At 67.4% G+C, this 21,776-nt stretch carries 18 protein-coding genes; 8 read left to right on the top strand and 10 right to left on the bottom strand.

Features of this window, described 5'->3' with window-relative positions; genetic code table 11:
• Window positions 1-15 precede the first annotated feature (15 nt).
• From AC0GNO_RS06095 to AC0GNO_RS06080, 4 genes are all read left to right on the top strand, one after another.
• Window positions 16-543 carry a cupredoxin domain-containing protein gene (locus AC0GNO_RS06095; RefSeq protein ID WP_472903332.1) on the top strand — a complete coding sequence of 176 codons (528 nt, stop codon included), beginning with the start codon at window positions 16-18 and terminating at the stop codon, window positions 541-543.
• A 26-nt stretch (window positions 544-569) separates the two neighbouring features.
• On the top strand, window positions 570-1,046 hold the full coding sequence (locus tag AC0GNO_RS06090) for a DUF411 domain-containing protein (protein WP_472903331.1): 477 nt from the start codon (window positions 570-572) through the stop codon (window positions 1,044-1,046).
• Between the two features lie 25 nt (window positions 1,047-1,071).
• Window positions 1,072-1,449: a copper-binding protein gene (locus AC0GNO_RS06085; RefSeq protein ID WP_472903330.1), complete on the top strand. Its 378-nt coding sequence runs from the start codon at window positions 1,072-1,074 to the stop codon at window positions 1,447-1,449.
• 167 nt (window positions 1,450-1,616) lie between these two features.
• The gene (locus AC0GNO_RS06080) at window positions 1,617-2,948 is read left to right on the top strand and encodes a TAXI family TRAP transporter solute-binding subunit (RefSeq protein ID WP_472903329.1); all 1,332 of its coding nucleotides are present in this window, start codon (window positions 1,617-1,619) and stop codon (window positions 2,946-2,948) included.
• 204 nt (window positions 2,949-3,152) lie between these two features.
• Here AC0GNO_RS06080 and AC0GNO_RS06075 read toward each other — a convergent pair whose 3' ends face one another.
• The 4 genes from AC0GNO_RS06075 to AC0GNO_RS06060 all read right to left on the bottom strand — a co-directional run bounded on the left by AC0GNO_RS06075 (window position 3,153) and on the right by AC0GNO_RS06060 (window position 8,267).
• Window positions 3,153-5,240, bottom strand: coding sequence for a DUF1631 family protein (locus AC0GNO_RS06075; RefSeq protein WP_472903328.1), 2,088 nt, complete (start codon window positions 5,238-5,240; stop codon window positions 3,153-3,155).
• Between the two features lie 103 nt (window positions 5,241-5,343).
• On the bottom strand, window positions 5,344-5,889 hold the full coding sequence (locus AC0GNO_RS06070; RefSeq protein WP_472903327.1) for a DUF1415 domain-containing protein: 546 nt from the start codon (window positions 5,887-5,889) through the stop codon (window positions 5,344-5,346).
• A 115-nt stretch (window positions 5,890-6,004) separates the two neighbouring features.
• On the bottom strand, window positions 6,005-7,666 hold the full coding sequence (gene ettA, locus AC0GNO_RS06065) for an energy-dependent translational throttle protein EttA (RefSeq protein ID WP_472903326.1): 1,662 nt from the start codon (window positions 7,664-7,666) through the stop codon (window positions 6,005-6,007).
• Window positions 7,667-7,721: 55 nt separating this feature from the next.
• Entirely contained in the window at window positions 7,722-8,267 is a 546-nt protein-coding gene (locus tag AC0GNO_RS06060; protein ID WP_472903325.1) for a hypothetical protein, read from the bottom strand.
• Window positions 8,268-8,607: 340 nt separating this feature from the next.
• On the opposite strand from AC0GNO_RS06060, the gene AC0GNO_RS06055 reads away from it, so the two are divergent.
• Window positions 8,608-10,419 (top strand): DEAD/DEAH box helicase, encoded by a 1,812-nt coding sequence (locus AC0GNO_RS06055; RefSeq protein WP_472903435.1) that lies wholly within the window; start codon window positions 8,608-8,610, stop codon window positions 10,417-10,419.
• Window positions 10,420-10,514: 95 nt separating this feature from the next.
• Here the strand turns inward: AC0GNO_RS06055 and fdhF are convergent, their stop codons facing one another.
• A complete protein-coding gene (gene fdhF / locus AC0GNO_RS06050; RefSeq protein ID WP_472903324.1) occupies window positions 10,515-13,361 on the bottom strand; it encodes a formate dehydrogenase subunit alpha in 2,847 nt (948 codons plus the stop codon).
• Window positions 13,358-15,178 (bottom strand): NADH-ubiquinone oxidoreductase-F iron-sulfur binding region domain-containing protein, encoded by a 1,821-nt coding sequence (locus tag AC0GNO_RS06045; RefSeq protein ID WP_472903323.1) that lies wholly within the window; start codon window positions 15,176-15,178, stop codon window positions 13,358-13,360. Before AC0GNO_RS06045 ends, fdhF begins: the two co-directional genes overlap by 4 nt.
• Window positions 15,179-15,303: 125 nt before the next feature.
• Between AC0GNO_RS06045 and AC0GNO_RS06040 the strand changes: the two genes are divergently transcribed.
• The gene (locus AC0GNO_RS06040; RefSeq protein ID WP_472903322.1) at window positions 15,304-16,374 is read left to right on the top strand and encodes a substrate-binding domain-containing protein; all 1,071 of its coding nucleotides are present in this window, start codon (window positions 15,304-15,306) and stop codon (window positions 16,372-16,374) included.
• Window positions 16,375-16,408: 34 nt separating this feature from the next.
• A complete protein-coding gene (locus AC0GNO_RS06035) occupies window positions 16,409-17,443 on the top strand; it encodes an endonuclease/exonuclease/phosphatase family protein (RefSeq protein WP_472903321.1) in 1,035 nt (344 codons plus the stop codon).
• A gap of 389 nt (window positions 17,444-17,832) precedes the next feature.
• Here the strand turns inward: AC0GNO_RS06035 and AC0GNO_RS06030 are convergent, their stop codons facing one another.
• The 4 genes from AC0GNO_RS06030 to AC0GNO_RS06015 all read right to left on the bottom strand — a co-directional run bounded on the left by AC0GNO_RS06030 (window position 17,833) and on the right by AC0GNO_RS06015 (window position 20,463).
• Window positions 17,833-18,927, bottom strand: coding sequence for a WD40/YVTN/BNR-like repeat-containing protein (locus tag AC0GNO_RS06030; protein ID WP_472903320.1), 1,095 nt, complete (start codon window positions 18,925-18,927; stop codon window positions 17,833-17,835).
• 28 nt (window positions 18,928-18,955) lie between these two features.
• Window positions 18,956-19,225 carry a MoaD/ThiS family protein gene (locus tag AC0GNO_RS06025; RefSeq protein WP_472888040.1) on the bottom strand — a complete coding sequence of 90 codons (270 nt, stop codon included), beginning with the start codon at window positions 19,223-19,225 and terminating at the stop codon, window positions 18,956-18,958.
• Window positions 19,226-19,327: 102 nt separating this feature from the next.
• A complete protein-coding gene (locus tag AC0GNO_RS06020; RefSeq protein WP_472888039.1) occupies window positions 19,328-19,711 on the bottom strand; it encodes a cupin domain-containing protein in 384 nt (127 codons plus the stop codon).
• Window positions 19,712-19,830: 119 nt separating this feature from the next.
• On the bottom strand, window positions 19,831-20,463 hold the full coding sequence (locus tag AC0GNO_RS06015; RefSeq protein ID WP_472903319.1) for a DUF4148 domain-containing protein: 633 nt from the start codon (window positions 20,461-20,463) through the stop codon (window positions 19,831-19,833).
• Window positions 20,464-20,753: 290 nt separating this feature from the next.
• On the opposite strand from AC0GNO_RS06015, the gene AC0GNO_RS06010 reads away from it, so the two are divergent.
• Window positions 20,754-21,731, top strand: coding sequence for a LysR family transcriptional regulator (locus AC0GNO_RS06010; protein WP_472888037.1), 978 nt, complete (start codon window positions 20,754-20,756; stop codon window positions 21,729-21,731).
• Window positions 21,732-21,776: the final 45 nt, after the last annotated feature.

Raw genomic sequence — 21,776 nt, 5'->3', positions numbered from 1 at the left:
AAGGACTCCACCCCCATGACACACGCCCCACCCACCCGTCGCCGTTTTCAGCAACTGCTGGCCCTGGCGCCGCTGGCCGCCTGGCTGGGTCACCGCCCGGCCGGCGCCCACGGAGAAAACCACCCGGGCGGCGCTGCTGCGGCGCCGGTCGTGAAAGAACAGAAGCCCTGGGGCATCGCCGCCGATCCGAAGGAAGCGAACCGCACCATTCAGATCCGCATGACCGACAACATGCGCTTCACGCCCAGCCACCTCGACGTGCGCGAAGGCGAGACCCTGCGCCTGCGCGCGGTCAACAGCGGCCAGTTGCTGCACGAGATCGTGATCGGCACGCCCGACGAACTGCAGGCGCACGCCGAAATGATGAAGAAGCACCCCGGCATGGAGCACGACGAGCCCTACATGGCCCACGTGCCGGCCGGGAAACGCAGCGACATCACCTGGACCTTCAACCGCGCGGGCGACTTCGAGTTCGCCTGCCTCCTCCCTGGCCACTTCGACGCGGGCATGCGCGGCACCATCCGCGTCAAGCCCCAGGCCTGATCCATCCCTTTTTTCTGGAGCAAACCATGCAACGACGTTCCCTTCTCCTCACCGCCCCGGCCCTGCTGGCCGCCGCCACCCTGCCCGCCTGGGCTGCCCAGCCATCGGCCCAGGCGCTGCCCGTGCTGCAGGTCTGGAAAGACCCGAACTGCGGCTGCTGCAAGGACTGGATCAGCTACCTGCAGCGCGACGGCTTCCAGGTGCAGGTCTTCGAGACCGGCAACACCGCGGTGCGCAAACGCCTGGGCCTGCCCGAGAAATACGGCTCGTGCCACACGGCGCTGATCGCGGGCTACGTGGTCGAGGGCCATGTGAATGCGCGTGAAATCCGCCGCCTGCTGGCCGAGAAACCCAAGGCCATCGGCATCTCGGTGCCGGGCATGCCGGTCGGCAGCCCGGGCATGGACGGCCCCGAATACGGTGGCCGTCAGGACCCCTACGACGTGGTGCTGGTGCTGCCCGACGGCAGCGCCCGCGTCTACCAGTCGTACTTCCGCAGCTGATGCACCCCACACACCGGAGAACCCCATGCCCCAACACGCCAAACACCGCCGGCCAGGCCTCGTCACCGGCCTGGCCGCCATCGTCCTGATCGGCAGCACGGCCATCGCACACAGCCAGACCGCCGCGCCGGCCCCCGCACCTCCGGCCGCGTCCAGCGCGGCCAGCCCACCCCTGGTCGAGGCCGAGGTGCGCAAGGTGGACCTGCGCGCCGGCAAGGTCACCCTCAAGCACGGCGACATTCCCAACCTCGACATGCCACCGATGACCATGGTGTTCCAGGTGCAGGACCCCGCCCTGCTCGATCAGCTCAAGCCCGGCGACAAGATCCGCTTCCGTGCCGACAAGCTGTCCGGCAGTTACACGGTGATCGAACTCCAACGCGACACCGCCCGAACCCCGTGAGAGGCCATCAACAAAGCCGTTCTCTGGTTTTTGAAACTTGAATACGAGCAAACCCGACAGAAACCCCTGATCCGGCCGTGAGCAGATCTTGCGTCTGAGCGACCAGTCCGGCCACGGCCACCGGTGACCGCCACCGGCGTGCAGCAGCTGCGTGCTAAGGTAGCGCAATGTCCCAAAACATCCGCTACACCCTGCTGTCGCTGCGCGATCTGGCGGTCTCCATCGGCCCGTTCGCGCTGCTCACGCTGGCGCTGCTGGCCTTCACTTACTGGTGGCTCGACCCCAATCCGCCGAAGCGCGTGGTGCTGGCCACAGGCCCGGCGCAAAGCGCCTACGACGAGTTCGGCAAGCGTTATGCCACGGCCTTGGCGCGTTATGGCATCACCGTCGAGCTGCTGCCCACGGAGGGCTCTTCGGCCAACCTGGAACTCCTGCGCTCGGGCCAGGCCGATATCGGTTTTGTGCAGGGTGGCAGCGCAGACTTCGGCTACGACGAGGAGGAATCCATCGTCTCGCTGGGCAGCCTCTTCGTCGAGCCACTGTGGCTCTTCTACCGCGAAGACGCTGCGCAGCGCCTGATGCAGAAGCCCACCATCACCAACCTGAGCGAGCTGCAGGGTGGTCGTGTCAACGTGGGCACCCCCGGCAGCGGTGTGCCCCGGTTGTTTGCCACACTGCTCGACGTCAACCGCCTCGACCGCCAGAAAATGCAGCTGAGCGAACTCGAACAGACCCCTGCCACTGTGGCCTTTCTGGACGGAGATCTCGATGCCCTGGTGTTCGCCTCGGCCCCCGAGTCGCTGATGGTGCAGATGCTGCTGCAGTCGCCGGGTGTGCACCTGCTCGACTTTGCGCAGAGTGAGGCCTATTCACGCCGCTTTGCCTACCTCACGCCGGTGGTCATGCCGCAGGGTGTGGTGGACCTGTCAAAGAACGTGCCGGCGCAGGACGTGCGTCTGGTGGCGTCCACCACCAGCCTGCTGGCCAGCGCCAAGACCCATCCGGCGATCCTGCAGCTCTTCGCCCAGACCGCGACCGACCTGCACGGCGGCGGCGGCTGGTTCAGCCGGGCGCGCGAATACCCCAGCCTGGAGCACAGCGAGGTGCCGCTCTCACCCGAAGCGGTACGCGCCATCAAGAACGGACCCCCGTTTCTGCAACGCTACCTGCCTTTCTGGCTGGCCAACCTGGTCGAACGCATGTGGCTCGCCATGGGCCTGATCCTGGCGCTGGCCCTGCCGCTGTCACGCGTCGTGCCACCGCTCTACGCGTTCCGCATCCGCTCGCGCGTGTTCCGCTGGTACGCCCAGCTGCGCAGCATCGAACAGCGCAGCCAGGACAACGATGGCCCGCTGCCGCTGTCGGAACTGCTCGAACAGCTCGACGCGCTGGAGGAGAAGGTGGAACAGGTGGTGGTGCCGCTGTCCTACACCGACGAGCTGTACGCCCTGCGCAACAACATCGCGCTGGTGCGGCAGAAACTGCTTCAGCGCGCCTGAGCAGCGACCCGCGCAGCGGCGGAGCGCGGGGGCCATGGATCCGGCGCCGGGCCGCCCCAGGCCGGATCATCCCCCTCGGGGGGCAGCGACCCGCGCAGCGGCAGAGCGCGGGGGCCATGGATCCGGCGCCGGGCCGCCCCAAGCCGGATCATCCCCCTCGGGGGGCAGCGACCCGCGCAGCGGCGGAGCGCGGGGGCCCGTTACCTAGCCTCTGCCGGAGTTGCGCAAAGCCTGGCGCACGACCGCATCCAGCGCTTCGTCAACCACCCCATGGTCGGCCACCACCCGCAGACGGCCCAGCGCCTGCAGCCGTTCCAGTCCGTGCTGGGTGAGTGATATCGAGCGCCCATCGGCCGTGGTGAACAGGAACATGGTGCCGTGCGGACTGGCCCAGCTCAGCTGACAACGCAGCCACTGGTCCTGCTGCATCAGGTCCACCCAGCACCCCACGGTGAACGTTGCGGCGGGCGGATCGGCGGTCTCGCCGTCATCCAGGTCGTCCAGCCGGGCCATGGGCTGGGTGTCCATGAATGCCGGATGGGTTTCAATTGCCAGGTCCTCCATGAAGCCGGTATCGCGCGCTTCGTTCGGTTGCATCCACGGCTCATACTCGTCCGGGTCCTGCCGGCTTGGCGGGTTGTCCTGCGGCGAATCTGACCCGCTGCGTTCGGTCTTGTAGGCCGCCTCATACAGGCCCATCAGGGTCTGGAAAAAACTCTCGGCCTGCGGGCGCGGATAGTCGATCGCGTCCAGTCCTTCGTGCAGGGTACGCAACAGGCCGGGAATGATCTTGATCAGACGCGGGCGGTTGAGGCTGGTCTGCGCGAGCTGGCTGGACCACAACAGATCGGGCAACACGCTCATGTAGCGGTGGGCCGCGGCGTCCGCCGGCAAGGCTTCGCCGTGTGCGACCGTGTCCAGGCGCGCCTGCGCCACCACCTGTGCCCAGGGCCCCGTCAGGAAACGCCGCACCACGCCGGGGGCGCGGGCAAAATCGTTGCGCGCCTGGACCTCGGTGGCCACCCGCTCGGCCAGCAAACGGCGCTGCTCCACCCGCAGCAGCGTCTTCATCGCCAGACCACGCTTGGGCGCCTGGGTGCTGGCGATGGCGGCGTCCGCCTCGGTGAAGCGCTGCAGCAGCACGGGCATCAGCTCCGGCAGGCTCTGGGTTGGCGCCTGCAGGGCCATCACAATTTCATGCACCCTCTGTGCATAGGCGACAAATCCGGGATCCTGCTCGCTGGTGAAAGCCAGACTCTGCGTGGTGATGGCATCCAGCAGATGGCGGGCGGGATTGTGCCGGTCGGCAAAAAAACGCGGATCGCTGCGGGCCAGCTGCAGCAGGGCGGGCTTGATGCGCTGCACCATGTCGCGTACCGGTTGCAGCAAGCGCTGGTCTTCAACAATGCGCCGCAGCATCAGCGTGACCACCTCGGCCGCGAGCGTGCGCACCATGGCGTTGCCCGACCCCGACATGCCCTGGTCGGATGCTGCTCCATCGCTGTGCTCCAGGTTGCCCACCAGCAACTGGTGCAGGTGGTCCAGCGTGAGCAGCGCATCGTTGCCGAGCATCGCAGTCGCCGACACGCTGTCCGGTCGAGCCGCCGACGGCGCCACCGACGCGGCAGGTCGAGCCTTGGCGGCCTGCACCACCACGTAGCCTGCGGGCTGCACCCCCATGCCGTCGAGCAACATCGTCAGGGATCGGTAAAACTGCTGCAGCTCGTTGCCCAGTGACACCGCGCCGACATGCAACCAAAGCGCGCGAACCGCCTCGTCAACGTGCAGCCCCGACAGTGCTTTCATGAGCGCACCCACCACCGCCTCGGGCCGCAGCGGGTTGGTTTCGTTTCGCACCACCTCATGCCCCTGGGCACGACACAGGCGGGCATTGAAGGCGACCAGTTCCTCCTCGGCGGCCATCTTGATGACCTGCTGCACGCGCGCGCGCTCCACGGTCTCCTGCACCTGCTGGTGGTCCATGAGCTCCAGATCATCAAAGCTCAGCGATTTGAGGCTGCGCGCCGTCGCGGCATTCTTTTGGGTCGCCGAGGAGTCCTGCACCACCTGGGATATCTCGGCAATGAAGCGACCGGCCAGCAGATCTCGATGGCTGGCCAGCACCGTACGCGCCTGGGAAAAAACCTGTTTTTCATTCAGGTTTGAGGCCGAGGTCTCACGCTGGTGCAGCGTCTCCAGCAGTTTGCCCAACCAGCGTGGCACCCACCCACGCGTCAGGACAAGCGCCTCGACCAGACAGGTATCAAAAGGGGAATCAGTTCGAGCGCTCATGGCAGTGGAAAAGGGGTCGCCGGACAAGAAGGTATTCACTTGCCTGGATTATGAGCAAACCCTTCGCCATTCAGGTCCGAAAGGAGCAAAAAAGCCGGCCAGTTCAGGGTTTTGAGAGCAACGCCTGCAGGCCGGCCGCACCCAGTTCACGCAGGGTGGCGATGTTGCGCTCGACGATCGCCTCCGCGTCGCCACCTTCGGTGGCCACAGCGCGTTCCACGCTTTCTTCGCGCAGCAAGTGCAGCACGGGGTAGGGTGCGCGGTTGGTCGCGTTGCTGATGTCATCGGGCGGGACGCCCTCGAACTGGAACTGGGGGTGGAAGCTCGCCACCTGCACGATGCCTTCGAGCTCGTGCTCGAGCACCACATCGTCCACCACGTTCATGAAATCGTTGAAGACAACAAAGTCCGGGAACAGCGTGGGGTGCACCAGCAAGGTGGTGTCGATCTCTTCGGCCGGCGTGTTCACCAGCAGATCCAGTTCCCGGTCCAGCTCGTCCAGAAACGCATCCAGGTGCCGCGCACGGCTCACCACGATGCGCACCTGGTTCTTCACATAGACCGAACGCGCAAACGGGCACAGGTTGAGCCCGATCACCACCTTCTCGATCCAGTGGCGGGTGTCGGCCAGAACTTGTTCGTCGGTCATGAAAGAAAACGCCAATCGAGAGAAGGGAAGTTGACTCAGAATGCCGCGGGTCCGGGTTTCCCGGCCCGCAGGCGTTGCCCCCAGTGGGGGTGACCGCCGCAAGGCGCGGCGCGTCTTACTTCAAGGCTTTGTAGCGGAAGCGGTGTGGCCGGGCACCCTCTTCGCCCAGTCGCTTCTTCTTGTCGGCTTCGTATTCCTGGTAGTTGCCGTTGAAGAACACCCACTGGCTGTCGCCTTCGGCGGCCAGGATGTGGGTCGCAATGCGGTCGAGGAACCAGCGATCGTGGCTGATGACCAGCGCGCAACCGGCGAATTCCAGCAGCGCGTCTTCGAGTGCACGCAGGGTTTCCACGTCCAGGTCGTTCGAGGGCTCGTCCAGCAGCAGCACGTTGCCGCCTTCGGCCAGGGTCTTGGCCAGGTGCAGACGACCGCGTTCACCACCCGACAGGCTGCCGACGCGTTTCTGCTGGTCGCCGCCGGAGAAGTTGAAACGCCCGCAATACGCGCGGCTGGGCATCTGGAACTTGCCCACGGTGATCATGTCCAGGCCGCCCGAGATGTCTTCCCACACGGTCTTTTCGTTCGACAGGTCGTCGCGGCTCTGGTCCACCACCGCCATCTTGACGGTCTGGCCGATCTTCACTTCGCCGCTGTCGGGCTGCTCTTTGCCCGAGATCAGCTTGAACAGCGTGGACTTGCCCGCACCGTTGGGGCCGATGATGCCGACGATGGCACCGGCGGGGATCTGGAAGCTCAGGTTGTCGATCAGCAGGCGGTCGCCGAAGCTCTTGGAAACGTTCTTGAACTCGAACACTTCGTTGCCCAGGCGCTCGGCCACGGGAATGAAGATCTCGTTGGTCTCGTTGCGCTTCTGGTAGTCGACGTCGCTGAGCTCTTCAAAACGCGCCAGGCGCGCCTTGCTCTTGGCCTGGCGGCCCTTGGGGTTCTGGCGCACCCACTCCAGTTCCTTCTTCATGGCCTTGGTGCGTGCGTCTTCGGTGCGCTGCTCCTGCTCCAGACGGGCCTCTTTCTGCTCCAGCCAGGTGGAGTAGTTGCCCTTGTACGGAATGCCATGGCCGCGGTCGAGTTCGAGAATCCACTCGGCCGCGTTGTCCAGAAAGTAACGATCGTGGGTGATGGCGACCACGGTGCCCGGGAAGCGCTTCAAGAACTGCTCCAGCCACTCGACCGACTCGGCGTCCAGGTGGTTGGTGGGTTCGTCGAGCAGCAGCATGTCGGGCTTGGACAGCAGCATGCAGCACAGGGCCACGCGGCGTTTTTCACCGCCGGAGAGCAGGCCAATTTTGGCTTCCCAGGGCGGCAGGCGCAGCGCGTCGGCGGCGATTTCGAGCTGGTGTTCGCTGTCGGTACCGGCGGTGGAAATGATGGCTTCGAGCTGGGCCTGTTCGGCCGCCAGGGCGTCGAAGTCGGCATCTTCTTCGGCGTAGGCCGCGTACACCTCTTCGAGGCGCTTCTGCGCCGCGCGCACGCCGCTCATGCTGGCCTCGACCGCTTCGCGCACGGTCTGCTCAGGGTCAAGCTTGGGTTCCTGGGGCAGGTAGCCGATGCGGATGCCCGGCATGGGGATGGCTTCGCCCTCGATTTCCTTGTCGATGCCGGCCATGATCTTGAGCAGCGTCGATTTGCCCGAGCCGTTGGTGCCGAGCACGCCGATCTTCGCGCCGGGGAAGAAGGACAGCGAGATGTCCTTGAGAATCTGGCGCTTGGGCGGCACGATTTTGCCGACCTTGTTCATGGAAAAGACGTATTGAGCCATTGCTGTCCTGTCGCTGGAGACGGTCTGAGAAAAGTCTTCGATTATCGCCGGCCCGTCAACTTTCATCCAGATCGTCGGGCAAGGGCCTGTTGACCCGTTCCTGCAGCGATGCGGGCAATACACCCGCACCCAGCCATTCGGGCAGGCGTTCGGGCAAATCCCAGCGGGCCTGCCTGAGCACCATCACCAGCCCCTGAAACCACAGGTGCATGCCTTTGCGGCTCAAACGCAGGACCAGCGGGCCCGTTTCGGTGTCAAACGTCATCACGACCGACTGGCTGTCTGTGCGCGTGGTGATCCGGGTGCAGAGGCGCTCCTGGGCACCGCTCTGTTCGCCGGGCAACACACGACCCGAGCGGATCTGCGCCGGGCGCTGGCCGGGCGCGACCTCGTTCAGTGACAGATCGTGCTCGATGGCGGCCCGGGTTGCCGCCGTCGCCCCACCCTGCTCGCCCGGCGTGGCCGCCTCGAAGGCCTTGAGCACCGGCCCCACGATGTTGGCGACCATGCGCCGCGTGAGCCAGACCATGGCGTCCTGCTCGTGCACACGCATCCAGATGCGGTCCTGGGTCGCGCTGAAGCCGAAGGTGGTGGTGGTCAATCTGCTGTCCCGGGTGCATGAAACGATCAAGCGGCATCATGCCTCGGCGCCATCCCCGGGCACGCCTTGGGCCGTCGCTCAAGGCATCGGCCGACCCAGTGTGGTCAACGCCAGAGCGGCCTGCCGCACGCCGTGGCCGACTCCATGCGACAATACACGCTGTTGGGCACTTCAGTAGGCCCGGCACCAGCACAATGCTGGGGGTGTGCACCAGCCACTGGCCGCCACCCACCTTGTGAATCCATCAGCCCCAGACTGACCGGTCGCAGCCCTCTCACTCAGAGGACGGCAACCGGAGTGGCCGATGCCCCCAGCGCCCTGGACGGGCGCCTCACCTCTAATGAACTTCGAAGAACTGAACCTGGCCCCGGCCATTGTCCAAGCTGTGCGCGAGCACGGTTACGAAACCCCCACCCCCATCCAGGCCGAGGCGATCCCCGCCGTGCTGGCCGGGCGCGATCTGCTCGGCGGTGCCCAGACCGGCACCGGCAAGACCGCCGCCTTCACCCTGCCCATGCTGCACCGCCTGAGCGTCGGCGAACGCGCCAAGAGCAAATTCGGCGGCGTGGCCATCCGCGCCCTGGTGCTCACGCCCACCCGTGAGCTGGCCGCCCAGGTCGAAGAGTCCGTGCGCGTCTATGGCAAACACACCTCGCTGACCTCCACCGTCGTGTTCGGCGGCGTCGGCATGAACCCGCAGATCAACGCCATGAAGCGTGGCGTGGACATCCTCGTGGCCACGCCCGGCCGCCTGCTCGACCTGCAGCAACAGGGTTTCCTGGACCTCTCCGGTGTGCAGATGCTGGTGCTCGACGAAGCCGACCGCATGCTCGACATGGGCTTCATCCACGACGTGAAGAAGATCCTGGCCCTGGTGCCGAAAGAAAAGCAGAGCCTGCTGTTCTCGGCCACCTTCAGCGACGAAATCCGCGACCTGGCCAACAACCTGCTCAAGGACCCGCTGAGCATCCAGGTGACCCCGCGCAACACGACGGTGCAGCGCATCACCCAGGTGATCCATCCGGTGGGCCGCGGCAAGAAGAAGCAACTGCTGGTCCACATCATCAACGAGCACAACTGGAGCCAGGTGCTGGTGTTCACCCGCACCAAATTCGGCGCCAACAACGTGGCCGAGTTCCTGACCAAAAACGGCATCCAGGCCATGGCGCTGCACGGCAACAAGAGCCAGGGTGCCCGCACCCAGGCGCTGGCCGGCTTCAAGAGCGGCGACATCCGCGCCCTGGTGGCGACCGACATCGCGGCGCGCGGTATCGACATCGACGAGTTGCCGCACGTGGTGAACTACGAGATTCCGAACGTCAGCGAAGACTACGTGCACCGCATCGGCCGCACCGGCCGCGCGGGCAAGAGCGGTGAAGCCATCAACCTCGTGAGCCTGGACGAAGAGGGCTTCATGATGGACATCGAGCGCTTCACCAAGCAGCAGATTCCGGTGCAGATCTTCCCCGAATTCATGCCCGAGCCGGGTGAGAAGGCCGAGCCCATCGCCATGGGCCGCCAGACCATCTGGGGCGGCGCCGGCAAGCCGCCGAGCCGCGACGTGATGGCGGCTGCCGCCAAGGCCGCACGCACCGAAATGCTGCAGCGCGTGCGTGAGAAAAAAGCAACCGACGCACCGCAAGGCGCCCGCGGCAATGGCGGTGGCCAGCGCCAGCGCCCTGCCGCACAAGGTGAAGGCCAGCCGCGTGGCGAAGGTGCCCGCGACGGTCAACGCGCCGACGGCCGCCGCAATGCCGGCCCAGGCCGCAACGGCCCGGCCAACGGTCCCCGCAACGGCCCGCCGCGCAGCGGTGGCAACGCACCGCGCAATGCCGAGCGCGCCGACCGTGGACCCCGTGAGGACCGTGGCCCGCGCGAAGACCGTGGTGATGGCAGCGAGCGCCAGCCCGGCCCGAACGCGCACCTGGGCAGCCTGCGCATCCGCGAGCCGCGCGCACGCGCCGCGGCGCCGGGTGGTCAGCCCGATCCGCTGCGCACCAGCATCGATTCGATCGGTGGACGCGGTCGTGGCAACGGTGGCGGTGGTGGCAATGGCAACCGCGGTGGCCGCGGCGGCCCGGGCCGTGGCGATGGCCCGCGCGGTGGTGGCCCGGCCGATCCGCTGCGCACCAGCTTCGGTCGCATCCGCTGATAGCGAACACCAGCCCCCCGCCCTGAACCTCGCGTTCAGGGCCCCCATCACAGCGGACTTCGGTCCGCTGTTTTGTTTATGGGAGCGCCGTGTGCTCAAGGGGTCAGCACTGACGTGGCCTCACCACCGCCGTAGCCCACACCCGCGTGCAGATCGCCCCCCGCGCTCACCGCCACCGCGCAGTACTTGAACTCCGGAATTTTTCCGAACGGATCCAGCGCGGGGTTGGTCAGCAGGTTGGCCGCCGCTTCGGCGTAGGCGAAGGGAATGAACACCGTGCCGGGCGGCATGCCGTCGTCGCAGCGTGCGTGCAGCGCCACCGTGCCCCGGCGGGAGCGCACGGTCACCACGCCACCGGCCGGTACACCCAGGCGCGCCAGCTCGGTGCCGCTCAGGCTCACGGTGGGATGGGGCTCCACGGCGTCCAGCACCTGGCTGCGCCGCGTCATGCTGCCGGTGTGCCAGTGTTCCAGCTGGCGGCCGGTGATGAGCACGAAGGGGTAGTCGGCATCGGGCAGTTCGGCCGCGGGCCTGAACGCTGCCGGCACCAACTGCACGCGACCGTCGGCCGTGGCGAAATGTTCGGTGAAGACGATGGGCTGGCCCGGGTCTTCCGCGCTCAGGCAGGGGTAGGTCACGCTGTCTTCGCGCTCCAGGCGCTCCCAGCTCACACCCGCGATCACGCCGTGCATGGCCTGGCGCATCTCTTCGTAAACCGCGGCCACGCCGGACTCTTCGCCTTCGTAGTTCCACGCGAGTCCGAGACGCTTCGCTATTTCCTGAATGATCCAGAGATCAGGTTTGGCTTCCCCCGGCAAATCGAGCGCACGCCGGCCCATCTGCACCATGCGGTCGGTGTTGGTCACCGTGCCGGTCTTTTCGGGCCAGGCGCTGGCGGGCAGCACCACGTCGGCCAGCCAGGCGGTCTCGGTCATGAACAGGTCCTGCACCACCAGGTGCTGCAGGCTGGCCAGCCCTTCGCGTGCGTGGTTCAAATCCGGGTCGCTCATGGCGGGGTTCTCGCCCATCACGTACATGCCCCAGATCTTCTGCGGATCGCTCGCGGGGGCCTGGGCCTTGTGCAGGATTTCGACCACGGTCAGGCCGGGCTGGTTGTCCAGCGCCGTGTTCCAGAACGCCTCGAACCAGTCATGCACCCCGGGCGTGTCCACGCGCTGGTAGTTGGGGTACATCATCGGAATCAGGCCCGCGTCGCTCGCGCCCTGCACGTTGTTCTGCCCACGCAGCGGGTGCAGACCCGTGCCCGGCCGGCCGATCTGGCCGGTGATGCTGGCCAGCGCGATCAGGCAGCGCACGTTGTCGGTGCCGTGGGTGTGCTGGCTCACGCCCATGCCCCAGAGGATCATCGACGCCGGGCTCGTGGCGTAAGCGCGCGCCACCTCGCGGATGGTCTCGGGCGCGATGCCGCAGATCGGCGACATGGCTTCCGGGGTGGTGTGCTCTACCTGCGCGCGAATGGCGTCGAAGTTGTCCACGCGGCGGGCGATGAAGTCGGCGTCGGTCAGGCCTTCTGCGATCACCACGTGCAGCATGGCGTTGAGCAGGGCCACGTCGGTATCGGCCTTGAACTGCAGGCTGCGCCAGGCGTGGCGGTGCAGGTCGGTGCGGCGCGGGTCGGCCAGCACGATCTGCGTGCCGCGAGCGGCGGCGTTCTTCATCCAGGTGGCCGCGACCGGGTGGTTGCTGGTCGGGTTGGAGCCGATCACCATCACGAACGCGGCGTGTTCCACATCGTTCACGGGGTTGCTCACCGCGCCCGAACCCACGCCTTCGAGCAAGGCCGCCACGCTGGAGGCGTGGCACAGGCGCGTGCAGTGGTCCACGTTGTTGCTGCCAAAACCGGTGCGCACCAGCTTCTGGAACAGGTAAGCCTCTTCGTTGCTGCCCTTGGCCGAGCCGAAACCGGCGAGCGCCTTCTTGCCGTGGGTATCTCGCAGCGCCTTCAGGCCACCGGCCGCCGCTTCCAGCGCTTCGTCCCAAGTGGCTTCGCGGAACACGTCGCGCCAGTCACCGGGACGGGCCGTGGAAGCCGGGTCCTTGGGCACACCGGCCTTGCGGATCAGTGGCTTCGTCAGGCGCTGAGCGTGGTGCGCGTAATCAAAACCGAAGCGGCCCTTGACGCAGAGGCGGCCCTGGTTCGCCGGGCCGTCGCGGCCTTCGACGGCGACGATGGTGTTGCCCTTGACCTTGTAGGTCAGCAGGCAGCCGACGCCGCAATACGGGCAGACCGAATCCACCGACTTGTCCACGCGCTGGTCGCCGACCAGCGTCTTCGGCATGAGCGCGCCGGTGGGGCAGGCCTGCACACATTCACCGCAGGCCACGCAGCTGCTCTCGCCCATGGCGTCGCCGAGGTCGAACACGATCTGCGCATGGCCACCGCGGTAGGCCACGCCGATCACGTCGTTCATCTGCGTCTCGCGGCAGGCGCGCACGCAGCGCGTGCACTGGATGCAGGCGTCCAGGTTCACCGCCATGCCCGGGTGGCTCAGGTCGGGCGCCGGCGCGGGCGCGCGCAGCGCTTTCAGCTCGGGCCGCGCCGTCACGCCCAGCTGACTCGCCCAGTGGCTGAGTTCGCCGTGGGGCTGCTCGCCTTGCTCGTCGACCCACTTGTGGCCCGCGTCGGGCCGGTCGGCCAGCAGCAGTTCCAGCACCAGCTTCTGGCTTTTCAGGGCGCGCTCGCTTTTGGCCTTCACGTCCATGCCGTGCGTGACCATGCGGCAGCACGAGGGCGCGAGCGTGCGTTCGCCCGCCACCTCGACCACGCAGGCGCGGCAGTTGCCGTCGGCGCGCAGGCCGTCGGAAAAACACAGGTGCGGGATGTGCACGCCGTGGCGCTGCGCGGCCTTGAGCACGGTCTCGCCCGCCTGGGCCTGCAGCTCGACGCCGTCGAGCTTGAAGGAAATGGTGGGTGTGCTCATGTCGAAGCCCTCGAGCCAGATGCTTGCACTTCGTGCGGGAAGTATTTCAGAACACAACGTATCGGATTCGGCGCGGCCTGCCCCAGGCCGCAGATCGACGCATCGGTCATCACCACGGCCAGGTCTTCCAGCGTGAGCGCATCCCAGTCGCCCGGCTGCGCCATCAAGGTCGCGGCCTTCTCGGTGCCGACGCGGCAGGGCGTGCACTGGCCACAGCTCTCGTGCGCAAAGAAGCGCATGGCGTTGAGCGCGGCATCGCGCGCGCTGTCGGCCTCGCTGAGCACCACCACCGCGGCCGAGCCGATGAAGCTGCCGTGGGGTTGCAGGGTGTCAAAGTCCAGCGGCTCGTCGGCCAGCGAAGCCGGCAGGATACCGCCCGACGCGCCGCCGGGCAGGTAGGCGTAGAGCGTGTGCCCCTCGGCCATGCCGCCGCAGTATTCGTCCACCAGTTCGCGCAGCGTGATGCCCGCCGGCGCGAGCTTGACGCCGGGTTGCTGCACGCGCCCGCTCACGCTGAACGAGCGCAGTCCCGTGCGACCGTTGCGCCCAAAACCGCTGAACCAGGCCGGGCCGCGCTGCACGATGTCACGCACCCAGTACAGCGTTTCGAAGTTGTGTTCCAGCGTGGGCCGGCCGAACAGACCGACCTGCGCGATGTAGGGTGGGCGCAGGCGCGGTTCGCCGCGTTTGCCCTCGATGCTCTCGATCATGGCGGACTCTTCGCCGCAGATGTAGGCGCCCGCGCCGCGCCGAAGCTCGATGTGCGGCAGCGGAAACGGCGGCTCGGCCTGAAGCCGCGCCAGCTCGGCGGCCAGGATGGCGCGCGCGCCGTGGTACTCGTCGCGCAGGTAGATGTAAACGGCCGCTGTGCCCACCACCTGCGCCGCCACCAGCAGCCCTTCCAGGAAACGGTGCGGATCGCGCTCCAGGAAGGTGCGGTCCTTGAAGGTGCCGGGTTCACCTTCGTCGATGTTCACCGCCATCAGGCGCGGTGCGGGTTGCTCGCGCACGATGCGCCACTTGCGCCCGGCCGGGAAACCGGCGCCGCCCAGACCGCGCAGGCCCGAGTCTTCCATGGCCTTGAGCACCGTCTCGGTGGTGCGAGCATCGGCCTGCACCGCCGTCGCCAGCGCGTAGCCGCCTTGCGCGCGGTAGGCGGCGTATCCCACATACGCGGGCGCCACATCCTGAGGACCGGCCGTGATCACGCAGGGTGCCACCGCCGCCGGGTCGAAGGCGCCGTCGTCGCGCGCAGCGGGGTGCGTCGTCGACCCCAACTTACACGCGTTCTGCACAGAGGCCACATCGGCCAGCAAGACGGGCGACTGCCCCACCACCGCCACCGGTGCCTGCTCGCAGCGGCCCACGCAGGGCGCGGGGATCACGCGCACATCCGGCCCCAGGATCGCGGGCAATTTCGCCAGCAGGGCCTGCGCACCGGCCATGGCGCAGCTCAGCCCGTCGCACACACGCACGGTGATGGCGGCTGGCGTGTCGCCCTCGCGCAGCACCTCGAAGTGGTGGTAGAAGCTCGCGACCTCGAACACCTCGGCCATGGACAGGCGCATTTCGGCCGCCAGCGCCACCAGGTGGCGCTCCCACAGGCCGCGGTGCGCGTCGTTGAGCGCGTGCAGGTGTTCGATCAGAAGGTCGCGCCGGTGCGGACCGGTGCCGATCAGGGCGCGCACCTCGGCGCGCGAAGCGTCATCGGGCTGGCGCCCCTTGAGCTGGCCGCGGCGGCGCAGCTGGGCACGCAGGGCATCGGGTGTGGCCACCGGGATAGCTGTGGGAGTAGACAAAGGGCTGGTGGCAATCATGGGCTGGTCGTGGTTCGCGCCCGGTGCCCGGGACGCATGGACAATGGTCGCTTGCGCGGAGGCACTTGGCAATATGAGCGGCATCGCCACAGCCATATGAGCCGCGCCGCATAAAGTTGCCCACGATGAAAAAAATCACCATCAAACCCGTCTGGACCATCCAGGGCGCCGACGGCGTGGCCTTGTCGCCGCGCCTGATCGAGCTGCTGAGCGCGGTGCACCAGGAAGGCAGCCTGCTCGCGGCCTGCCAGCGGCTGGGTCTGTCGTACCGCCACGGCTGGGACCTGGTGCGCGCGGGCGAAGCCCATTTCAACACCACGCTGCTGCACATGGAACGCGGCAAGGGCTCCACCCTGTCACCACTGGCCGAAAAGCTGGTCTGGGCCGATCACCGCATCCTGGCGCGCCTGCAGCCCATCCTCGACTCCATCGCATCCGAGCTGGCCACCGAAATCCACCGCGTGTCGCCCACCGGCGGGCAGGCCTTCCGCATCCACGCCAGCTACGGTTTCTCCATCGAAAAACTGATGGAGTCGCTGATGGCCGAGGGCGTGCCGATCGAGCGCCGCTACGCCACCAGCACCGCCGCCGCCGCGGCCCTGCACGACGGCGCCTGCGACGCCTGCGGCATCCACATCCCCATCGGTTCGCAGCAGCCGCGCGCGCTGGCGCACTACGCTCAGTGGCTCGACGGCGAAGACCTGCGGGTGATCGACATCGCGACGCGGCGCCAGGGTCTGATGGTCGCGCCGGGCAACCCGCGCAAGATCTACGACCTGCAGGACCTGACCCGCGGCGACGTGAAGTTCATCAACCGGCCGGCGGACTCGGGCACCCGTTTCCTGCTCGAAGGCCTGCTGCGCGAAAAGGGTCTGGCCGACCGGCCGATCCAGGGCTTCGAGCAGAGCGAAGCCACGCACGCCTCGGTGGCCGCGTATGTGGCCAGCGGCCTGGCCGACGCCGGCTTCGGGCTGGAACGGCCCGCGCGCTATTTCCAGCTCGACTTCATCCCCATGGTCAACGAGCGCTACGTGCTGGTCTGCCGCGCGGCCACCCTGGACCACCCCGCCATGCAGGCGGTGATGCGCACGCTGGCCAACCCCGACTTCAAGCGCACGGTCGACGCCCTGCCCGGCTACGACGCGGCGCACTCGGGGCGGGTCACGCCCTGGCGCGAGGCCTTCGCCAGCGCCTGAGCACGCAGGCGTGCACTCTGGTTACAGTGCACCCATGCAAGCCCCTGTCCCGCCCGTCCCCTCGCGTTTTGCCACCCTCATGGTGGCCACGGCCAACGTGCTCAACCTGGCGCAACCCGGGCGGCATTTCTACGACGGTCAGAACCCCTACAGCCAGCACGAGTTCGACCGCAAGGTGGCCTGGCTCGGCGAGCGCTTCAAGGCACTCAACGCCGACGTGCTCGCCGTGCAGGAAGTGTGGGACGAGCTCGCGCTGCGCGCGGCCGTGGCGCGCAGTGGCTTGCAGTACAGCTTCGTGGCCGTTCCTGGCGCAGAAAACGGCCCCGGGCAACAGGGCGCGCAGGGCACGCCGCGCGTGGGCATCGTGACGCGGCTCAAGGTGGAATCGGTCACATCACTGACCGATTTTCCCGCCGCTGCGGTGGTGGACGTGCCGGGCATCGGACCGCACACCCGCTTCGAGCGTCCGCCGCTGCTGGCCATCCTTCGTTTGAAGCACGGCCAGGACGTGGGCGTGATCACGGCGCACCTGAAATCCAAACGGCCCAAGTACCTGCAGGACGCCGAAGGCCACCCGCTGGAAGACCCGGATGACCCCTTGGTGCAGGCCGTAGGCTCTCTGCGCTCGCTGGTCATGCGCGCCGGCGAGGCGCTGGCACTGCGCCTGAAAGTGGTGGAACTGCTGCACCGCACCCGCCTGCCGCTGATCGTGATGGGCGACCTGAACGACGGGCCGCACAGCGTCACCACCCAGCTCATCGCCGCCACTTCGCAGGTGGCCTACGACAAGGGTGCGCGCGACAACGCACTCTTCAGCGCCTGGGACGTGATGGGCGAAGCCGCGCTGCGCCGCGACGTGGCCTTCTCCCACATCCACCAGGGCTACCCCGAGGTGCTGGACCAGGTGCTCGTGAGCGAGGAGTTCGTGGCCACCAGCCGCTCATCGATTGGCGATGTGCGACGCGTCGAGGTGTTCAACGACCACCTGTTCGAAGGGCGCGACCGCAGCCGCAGCGACCACGGTTTTGTGCGCGCGTTGTTGCGCTTGAAACTGCCCGAGTTGGGCTGAGGACCTGGTTGCTTTTCTTTCGTTGCACCTCGCGGGCCAAAGCGTGTGCGGGCAAGCCGCACACACCTTGGCAAACAGAGGCGTTGGCGCTCTACCGGTGGAGAACCAGTTCATCTCTTGCTGCGGCAGGCGCTGTCCGGTGGGGGCGATTTCTGGGGCGGCTGTGACCAGCAGCCTGGGGCCGGGCGCGCAAGTGCGCGCATCGTTGTCTGACTCGCGGCCACTGTCTGAGCGTAGAGAGCGTAGCGAACGCAGCGAGTTGGCCGCGCCGGCTCCAGGCTGGTGGGCGCAGCGGAGTCGGTGCGAAGTGCCGACCGGCCCGGTATGAGCCCCCGCCGGACAGCGCCTGCCGCAGCCGTGAGGTGCTGCGACCGAAGTGAACCCAAGACTCACACAAACCGCAGCATCGCCACCGGCGGCAGGTCGTTCGACACGGCCGTCCAATGCTCGCCAGCATCGGCACTCACCCACAGACCACCCGTGGTCGAGGCCATGGCCAGGGTCTGGCCGTCGGCGCCCACGTCCAGCCCGTGGCGGTAGACCAGGTGGTAGGCGTGGGCCTGGGGCAGGCCATGGGAGAACACCCTGAAGCTGGCGCCACCGTCGTCCGTGCGCGTGACCACCAATCGCCCGTCCACCGGGATGCGGCAGACATCGGCCTGCGCCGGCACGAACCAGGCACGCTGCGGGTTGTTCGGGTCGCAGGCCACCGCGAAGCCAAAGCCCGAGGGCGCGGGCGGCGCGATGCCGCCCCACTGATGACCGCCGTCGACCGAACGGTAGATGCCACAGTGGTGCTGCACCCACAGCACATCCGGGTTGGCCGCGCACTGCACCATGCAGTGCGGGTCCTGCGCGTTGCCGTCTTCGGCGTTGTCGGGCGGCAGGTAGTCGGCCTTCATGCCGCTGGCGGTGAGGGTCCAGCGCTCCCCGCCATCGTGTGTCTGCCAGACACCGCCGCAGGACACGGCCACCGTCACATGGCGCGCATCGCGCGGGTCGACCAGGACGGAGTGGATGCCCGCGTGGTCGTAACCGCCGCCCATCCAGTCGCGACGCCCCGGCTGCTCCCACAGCGGGGTGTTGAGCGACCAGCTGGCGCCGGCGTCATGGGAGCGGAACAGCCCGGCCGGGATGCAGCCCGCCCAGAGTGTGCCGGGCTGGTCGGGTCCGCCGGCCGCGAGTGCCCAGATCAGGTCCACACCCCAGGGGGTGGTGTCATCGGCCCAGGGCCCTTCGGTGGGCTTCTGCGGAAAGGCGGGGGCGGCGATCTCCCGCCAGGTCTGGCCGCGGTCGGCGCTGCGGTGCAGCTTGACGCCGAAATGGCCCAGGCGCAACGCCGCGGTCCAGGCGCCGTCGCGCGCATCGGCGAGCACGGTGGTGACCGGCTCGCCAGGAAAGTGGTGGGCGGCGATGGTCCAGTCCGTGCCCTCACCGTGCAACACGAACAGGCCCTTGCGGGTGGCGAGCAACAGCGTCTGCATCTCGATCTCCTGGCATGGTTGGAGGGGTTCAACCGCCGCTCAGGGCCTGCACCACCAGCACCCGGTCGCCCGCGGCCAGCGGCTGGTTCAAAACGCTGCGGTCCTGCACCATCTGGCGGTTGACGAACACCGCCACGTGTTTGCGCACCGCGCGCTGGTCGTCGAACACGTAGTGCGCCAGCTCGGGCGCGGCGAGCAGCGCGGCTTCCAGCACTTCGCGCAGTGCGCCGGGTGCGACGAGCTGGGGCGCGCAGTCCACATGGCGGCGCAGAGTGGGGGCAAATTCGACCGTGACCATGGCGATGAACGGCCCGCCAGTTTCCGGCAGGAGCGCGGGCTGCGCAAGCGCCACCCCGCCGCGTTCAGGGTTGTCGCCCGGGTGGCCCGGCGGCGCGACGGATCAACCGCGCACGAACAGCGTCACCAGCGGTTGATCGCCCACCTGGCGGCTCCAGTGTCCGTGCACCGCGGGGTCGAAGGTCGCGCCTTCGGGCAGGGTGTCGGCCGAATAGAAATGATCGCCCGGGCCGAAGGTGCGCGAGCTGCCGTCCTGCAGACCGATCTCCATCTGCCCGCGCAGCACGAACAGCCACTGCGGTGCGCCGGTGCAGTGGAACGGGCTGCGAAAGCCCACCGGGCTCTCGCGCAGTTGAAAACCGTCCGAGGGCATCAGCGGCGACAGGCGGGCCGCGGGCGTGCCCTCGCTCAAGGCCACGGATTCTTCGCGGAATCGCGCGCGGCCATCGGTGCCGGTGAACAACACCACTTTGTTGAACGTGCTCATGGGTCTCCTGGGTTGCGCCGTTGGTTGGCTCCGGGTTGTACCAGATGGCCATCGCACACAAAAAAAGCGGCCTGGCGACTTGAGGGTCACCAGGCCGCCACCGCGGGGTCCGACGGGGATCAGTTCATCGACGAGGCAGGGTAGCGGCCGGGGTTCAGTTCCTTGAGCGTCTGGCCACTCTCCGAGTTGGCCATCACGTCACCGTTGCGCTGCGCTTCGCGCAGTTCGGCACGCACCTGCTCACGCGTCTTGCCCTGCGCCACGGCGGTGTGGGCGTAACGGCCGGGGTTCAGGTCCTTGGCGGTCTGGCCGGACTCCGAGTTGACGACCACGTCGCCACGGGCCTGGGCTTCGCTCAGTTCGGTCTTGACCTGATCACGGGTCTTCGCCGCGGCCACGGCGCGGTCCGGGTAGTTCTGGGGCGCCATTTCGGCCGCCGTCTGGCCCGATTCGCTGTTCGCCACGACATCACCGCTGCGCTGAGCCGCCAGCAACTCGGCCTGCACCTGAGCGCGGGTCCTGGTCTGCGCGACGACCGCGGGATAGGCCTGCGGGTTGACCTGGCGCTGGGTCAGACCCGACTCGCCGTCGGCCAGCAGGTCGCCGTTGCGCTGGGCGTTCAGGAAGTCGGCACGGACCTGGTCGCGGGTCTTGGCTTCGGCCGGATCGGCAGCCAGGGCCTGGCCAGCGCTCAGTGCAGCGATGGCGAGGGCGACGGAGGAGAGAACGGTGGAGCGGTTTGCGAATTTCATGGTGCGTTTCCTTTCGGGGGAGTGAAAAATTGGATGGCAGATGGATCGTGCCGGGCTGGCCCTGGGGTGTCTTCTCAGCGAGGTTTCGCTGTTTTTCGGTTGGTTTCGTTGCCGTTGAAAGTTCAGAAACACCGGTCAGGCCAGTCGGGCTTCGTAGCGGTTCAAGGGGTTGTTTCGCTGCGATGGGTGAACTTTAAAGTTTCTGTTTCCAAAGAAAAATCACCATATCAACGTCAATCTATTTCGTTTTCAGCAACAATAAAGCCATTGAATCTCTGGAGCCCCACCTCATGGACCGACTGACTTCGATGCGTGTTTTCCTGCGCGTGATCGACGAGGGCAGCTTCGCCGCCGCGGCCCGGGCACTGGACATGTCGCCTGCGGTGGTGACCCGCCTGGTCGCCGATCTCGAAGACCACCTGGGCACGCGCCTGCTGCACCGCACGACCCGGCGCCAGTCGCTCACCGAAGCCGGTGAGCAGTATCTGCAGCGGGTGCGCCACATCCTGCAGGACCTGGACGAGGCGCACGCCGTGGTCAGCTCGCACACCCAGGCGCTCTCGGGCGTGCTGCGCATCCTGGCGCCACCGGTGCTCGCCACCCACGTGCTCGCGCCGCTGATCACGGGCTTCCGCCAGGCTTACCCGGACATCCGGCTCGACATCGAGGTCGAGTCACACCGCGAACCGCCGATCGAAGACTTCGATATCACTCTGCTTGGCGCCAGCGACAGCTTTGACGGCGACGTGATCGCGCGCAAGGTGATCAGCACCGAGGCCATCCTGGTCGCTTCACCGGCCTACCTGGCACGGCGCGGTGTGCCCCTGACACCGGCCGACCTGCAGCAGCACGACTGCCTGCGCATCAAGCCCGAAGGCCTGCGCAGCCGCTACTGGCGCCTGTTTCGCGCCGACGACGACAACGAGCAGGTCGAGCTGGATGTGACGCCCGTGCTCTGGGCCAACCACTCCGACACCCTGCAGCGCGCGGCCCTCGACGGTGCGGGCATCACCGGCGCCACCGTGGAGATCGCCGCCCCGCACCTGGCCAGCGGCGCCCTGGTGCGCGTGCTCAACCCCTGGATCACCGGCCGTTTCACCCTCTACGCGGCCCTGCCCAGCCGCAAGTTCATGCCACAGCGCACGCGGGTGTTTCTCGACTACCTGACCGAGCAGACCCGCCTCGGCGTGGCCCAGGCGCTGAGCGCCTGCGACGGCTGCCGACCCACCGGTTTACAGCCTGTTGCACAAAAAGCCGCGGCGCTATAACCCCATCGGACGCCCGGCCGCGTTTCAGTGAGCTCCATCCACCTT

This window comes from Hydrogenophaga sp. L310, from assembly GCF_055703065.1.
The sequence above is the reverse complement of the archived record's forward strand: the minus strand, read 5'-3'. Positions and strand labels throughout refer to the sequence as shown.

What these genes read in the sequence shown, in the direction of transcription:
- AC0GNO_RS06025 (WP_472888040.1), bottom strand. Translation starts at nt 19,225, where the DNA reads ATGGTCACGGTCGAATTTGCCCCCACTCTGCGCCGCCATGTGGACTGC.
- AC0GNO_RS06045 (WP_472903323.1), bottom strand. Translation starts at nt 15,178, where the DNA reads ATGATTGCCACCAGCCCTTTGTCTACTCCCACAGCTATCCCGGTGGCC.
- AC0GNO_RS06055 (WP_472903435.1), top strand. Translation starts at nt 8,608, where the DNA reads ATGAACTTCGAAGAACTGAACCTGGCCCCGGCCATTGTCCAAGCTGTG.
- AC0GNO_RS06095 (WP_472903332.1), top strand. Translation starts at nt 16, where the DNA reads ATGACACACGCCCCACCCACCCGTCGCCGTTTTCAGCAACTGCTGGCC.
- AC0GNO_RS06080 (WP_472903329.1), top strand. Translation starts at nt 1,617, where the DNA reads ATGTCCCAAAACATCCGCTACACCCTGCTGTCGCTGCGCGATCTGGCG.
- AC0GNO_RS06035 (WP_472903321.1), top strand. Translation starts at nt 16,409, where the DNA reads ATGCAAGCCCCTGTCCCGCCCGTCCCCTCGCGTTTTGCCACCCTCATG.
- ettA (WP_472903326.1), bottom strand. Translation starts at nt 7,666, where the DNA reads ATGGCTCAATACGTCTTTTCCATGAACAAGGTCGGCAAAATCGTGCCG.
- AC0GNO_RS06030 (WP_472903320.1), bottom strand. Translation starts at nt 18,927, where the DNA reads ATGCAGACGCTGTTGCTCGCCACCCGCAAGGGCCTGTTCGTGTTGCAC.
- AC0GNO_RS06090 (WP_472903331.1), top strand. Translation starts at nt 570, where the DNA reads ATGCAACGACGTTCCCTTCTCCTCACCGCCCCGGCCCTGCTGGCCGCC.
- AC0GNO_RS06020 (WP_472888039.1), bottom strand. Translation starts at nt 19,711, where the DNA reads ATGAGCACGTTCAACAAAGTGGTGTTGTTCACCGGCACCGATGGCCGC.
- fdhF (WP_472903324.1), bottom strand. Translation starts at nt 13,361, where the DNA reads ATGAGCACACCCACCATTTCCTTCAAGCTCGACGGCGTCGAGCTGCAG.
- AC0GNO_RS06010 (WP_472888037.1), top strand. Translation starts at nt 20,754, where the DNA reads ATGGACCGACTGACTTCGATGCGTGTTTTCCTGCGCGTGATCGACGAG.
- AC0GNO_RS06040 (WP_472903322.1), top strand. Translation starts at nt 15,304, where the DNA reads ATGAAAAAAATCACCATCAAACCCGTCTGGACCATCCAGGGCGCCGAC.
- AC0GNO_RS06015 (WP_472903319.1), bottom strand. Translation starts at nt 20,463, where the DNA reads ATGAAATTCGCAAACCGCTCCACCGTTCTCTCCTCCGTCGCCCTCGCC.
- AC0GNO_RS06070 (WP_472903327.1), bottom strand. Translation starts at nt 5,889, where the DNA reads ATGACCGACGAACAAGTTCTGGCCGACACCCGCCACTGGATCGAGAAG.
- AC0GNO_RS06075 (WP_472903328.1), bottom strand. Translation starts at nt 5,240, where the DNA reads ATGAGCGCTCGAACTGATTCCCCTTTTGATACCTGTCTGGTCGAGGCG.
- AC0GNO_RS06085 (WP_472903330.1), top strand. Translation starts at nt 1,072, where the DNA reads ATGCCCCAACACGCCAAACACCGCCGGCCAGGCCTCGTCACCGGCCTG.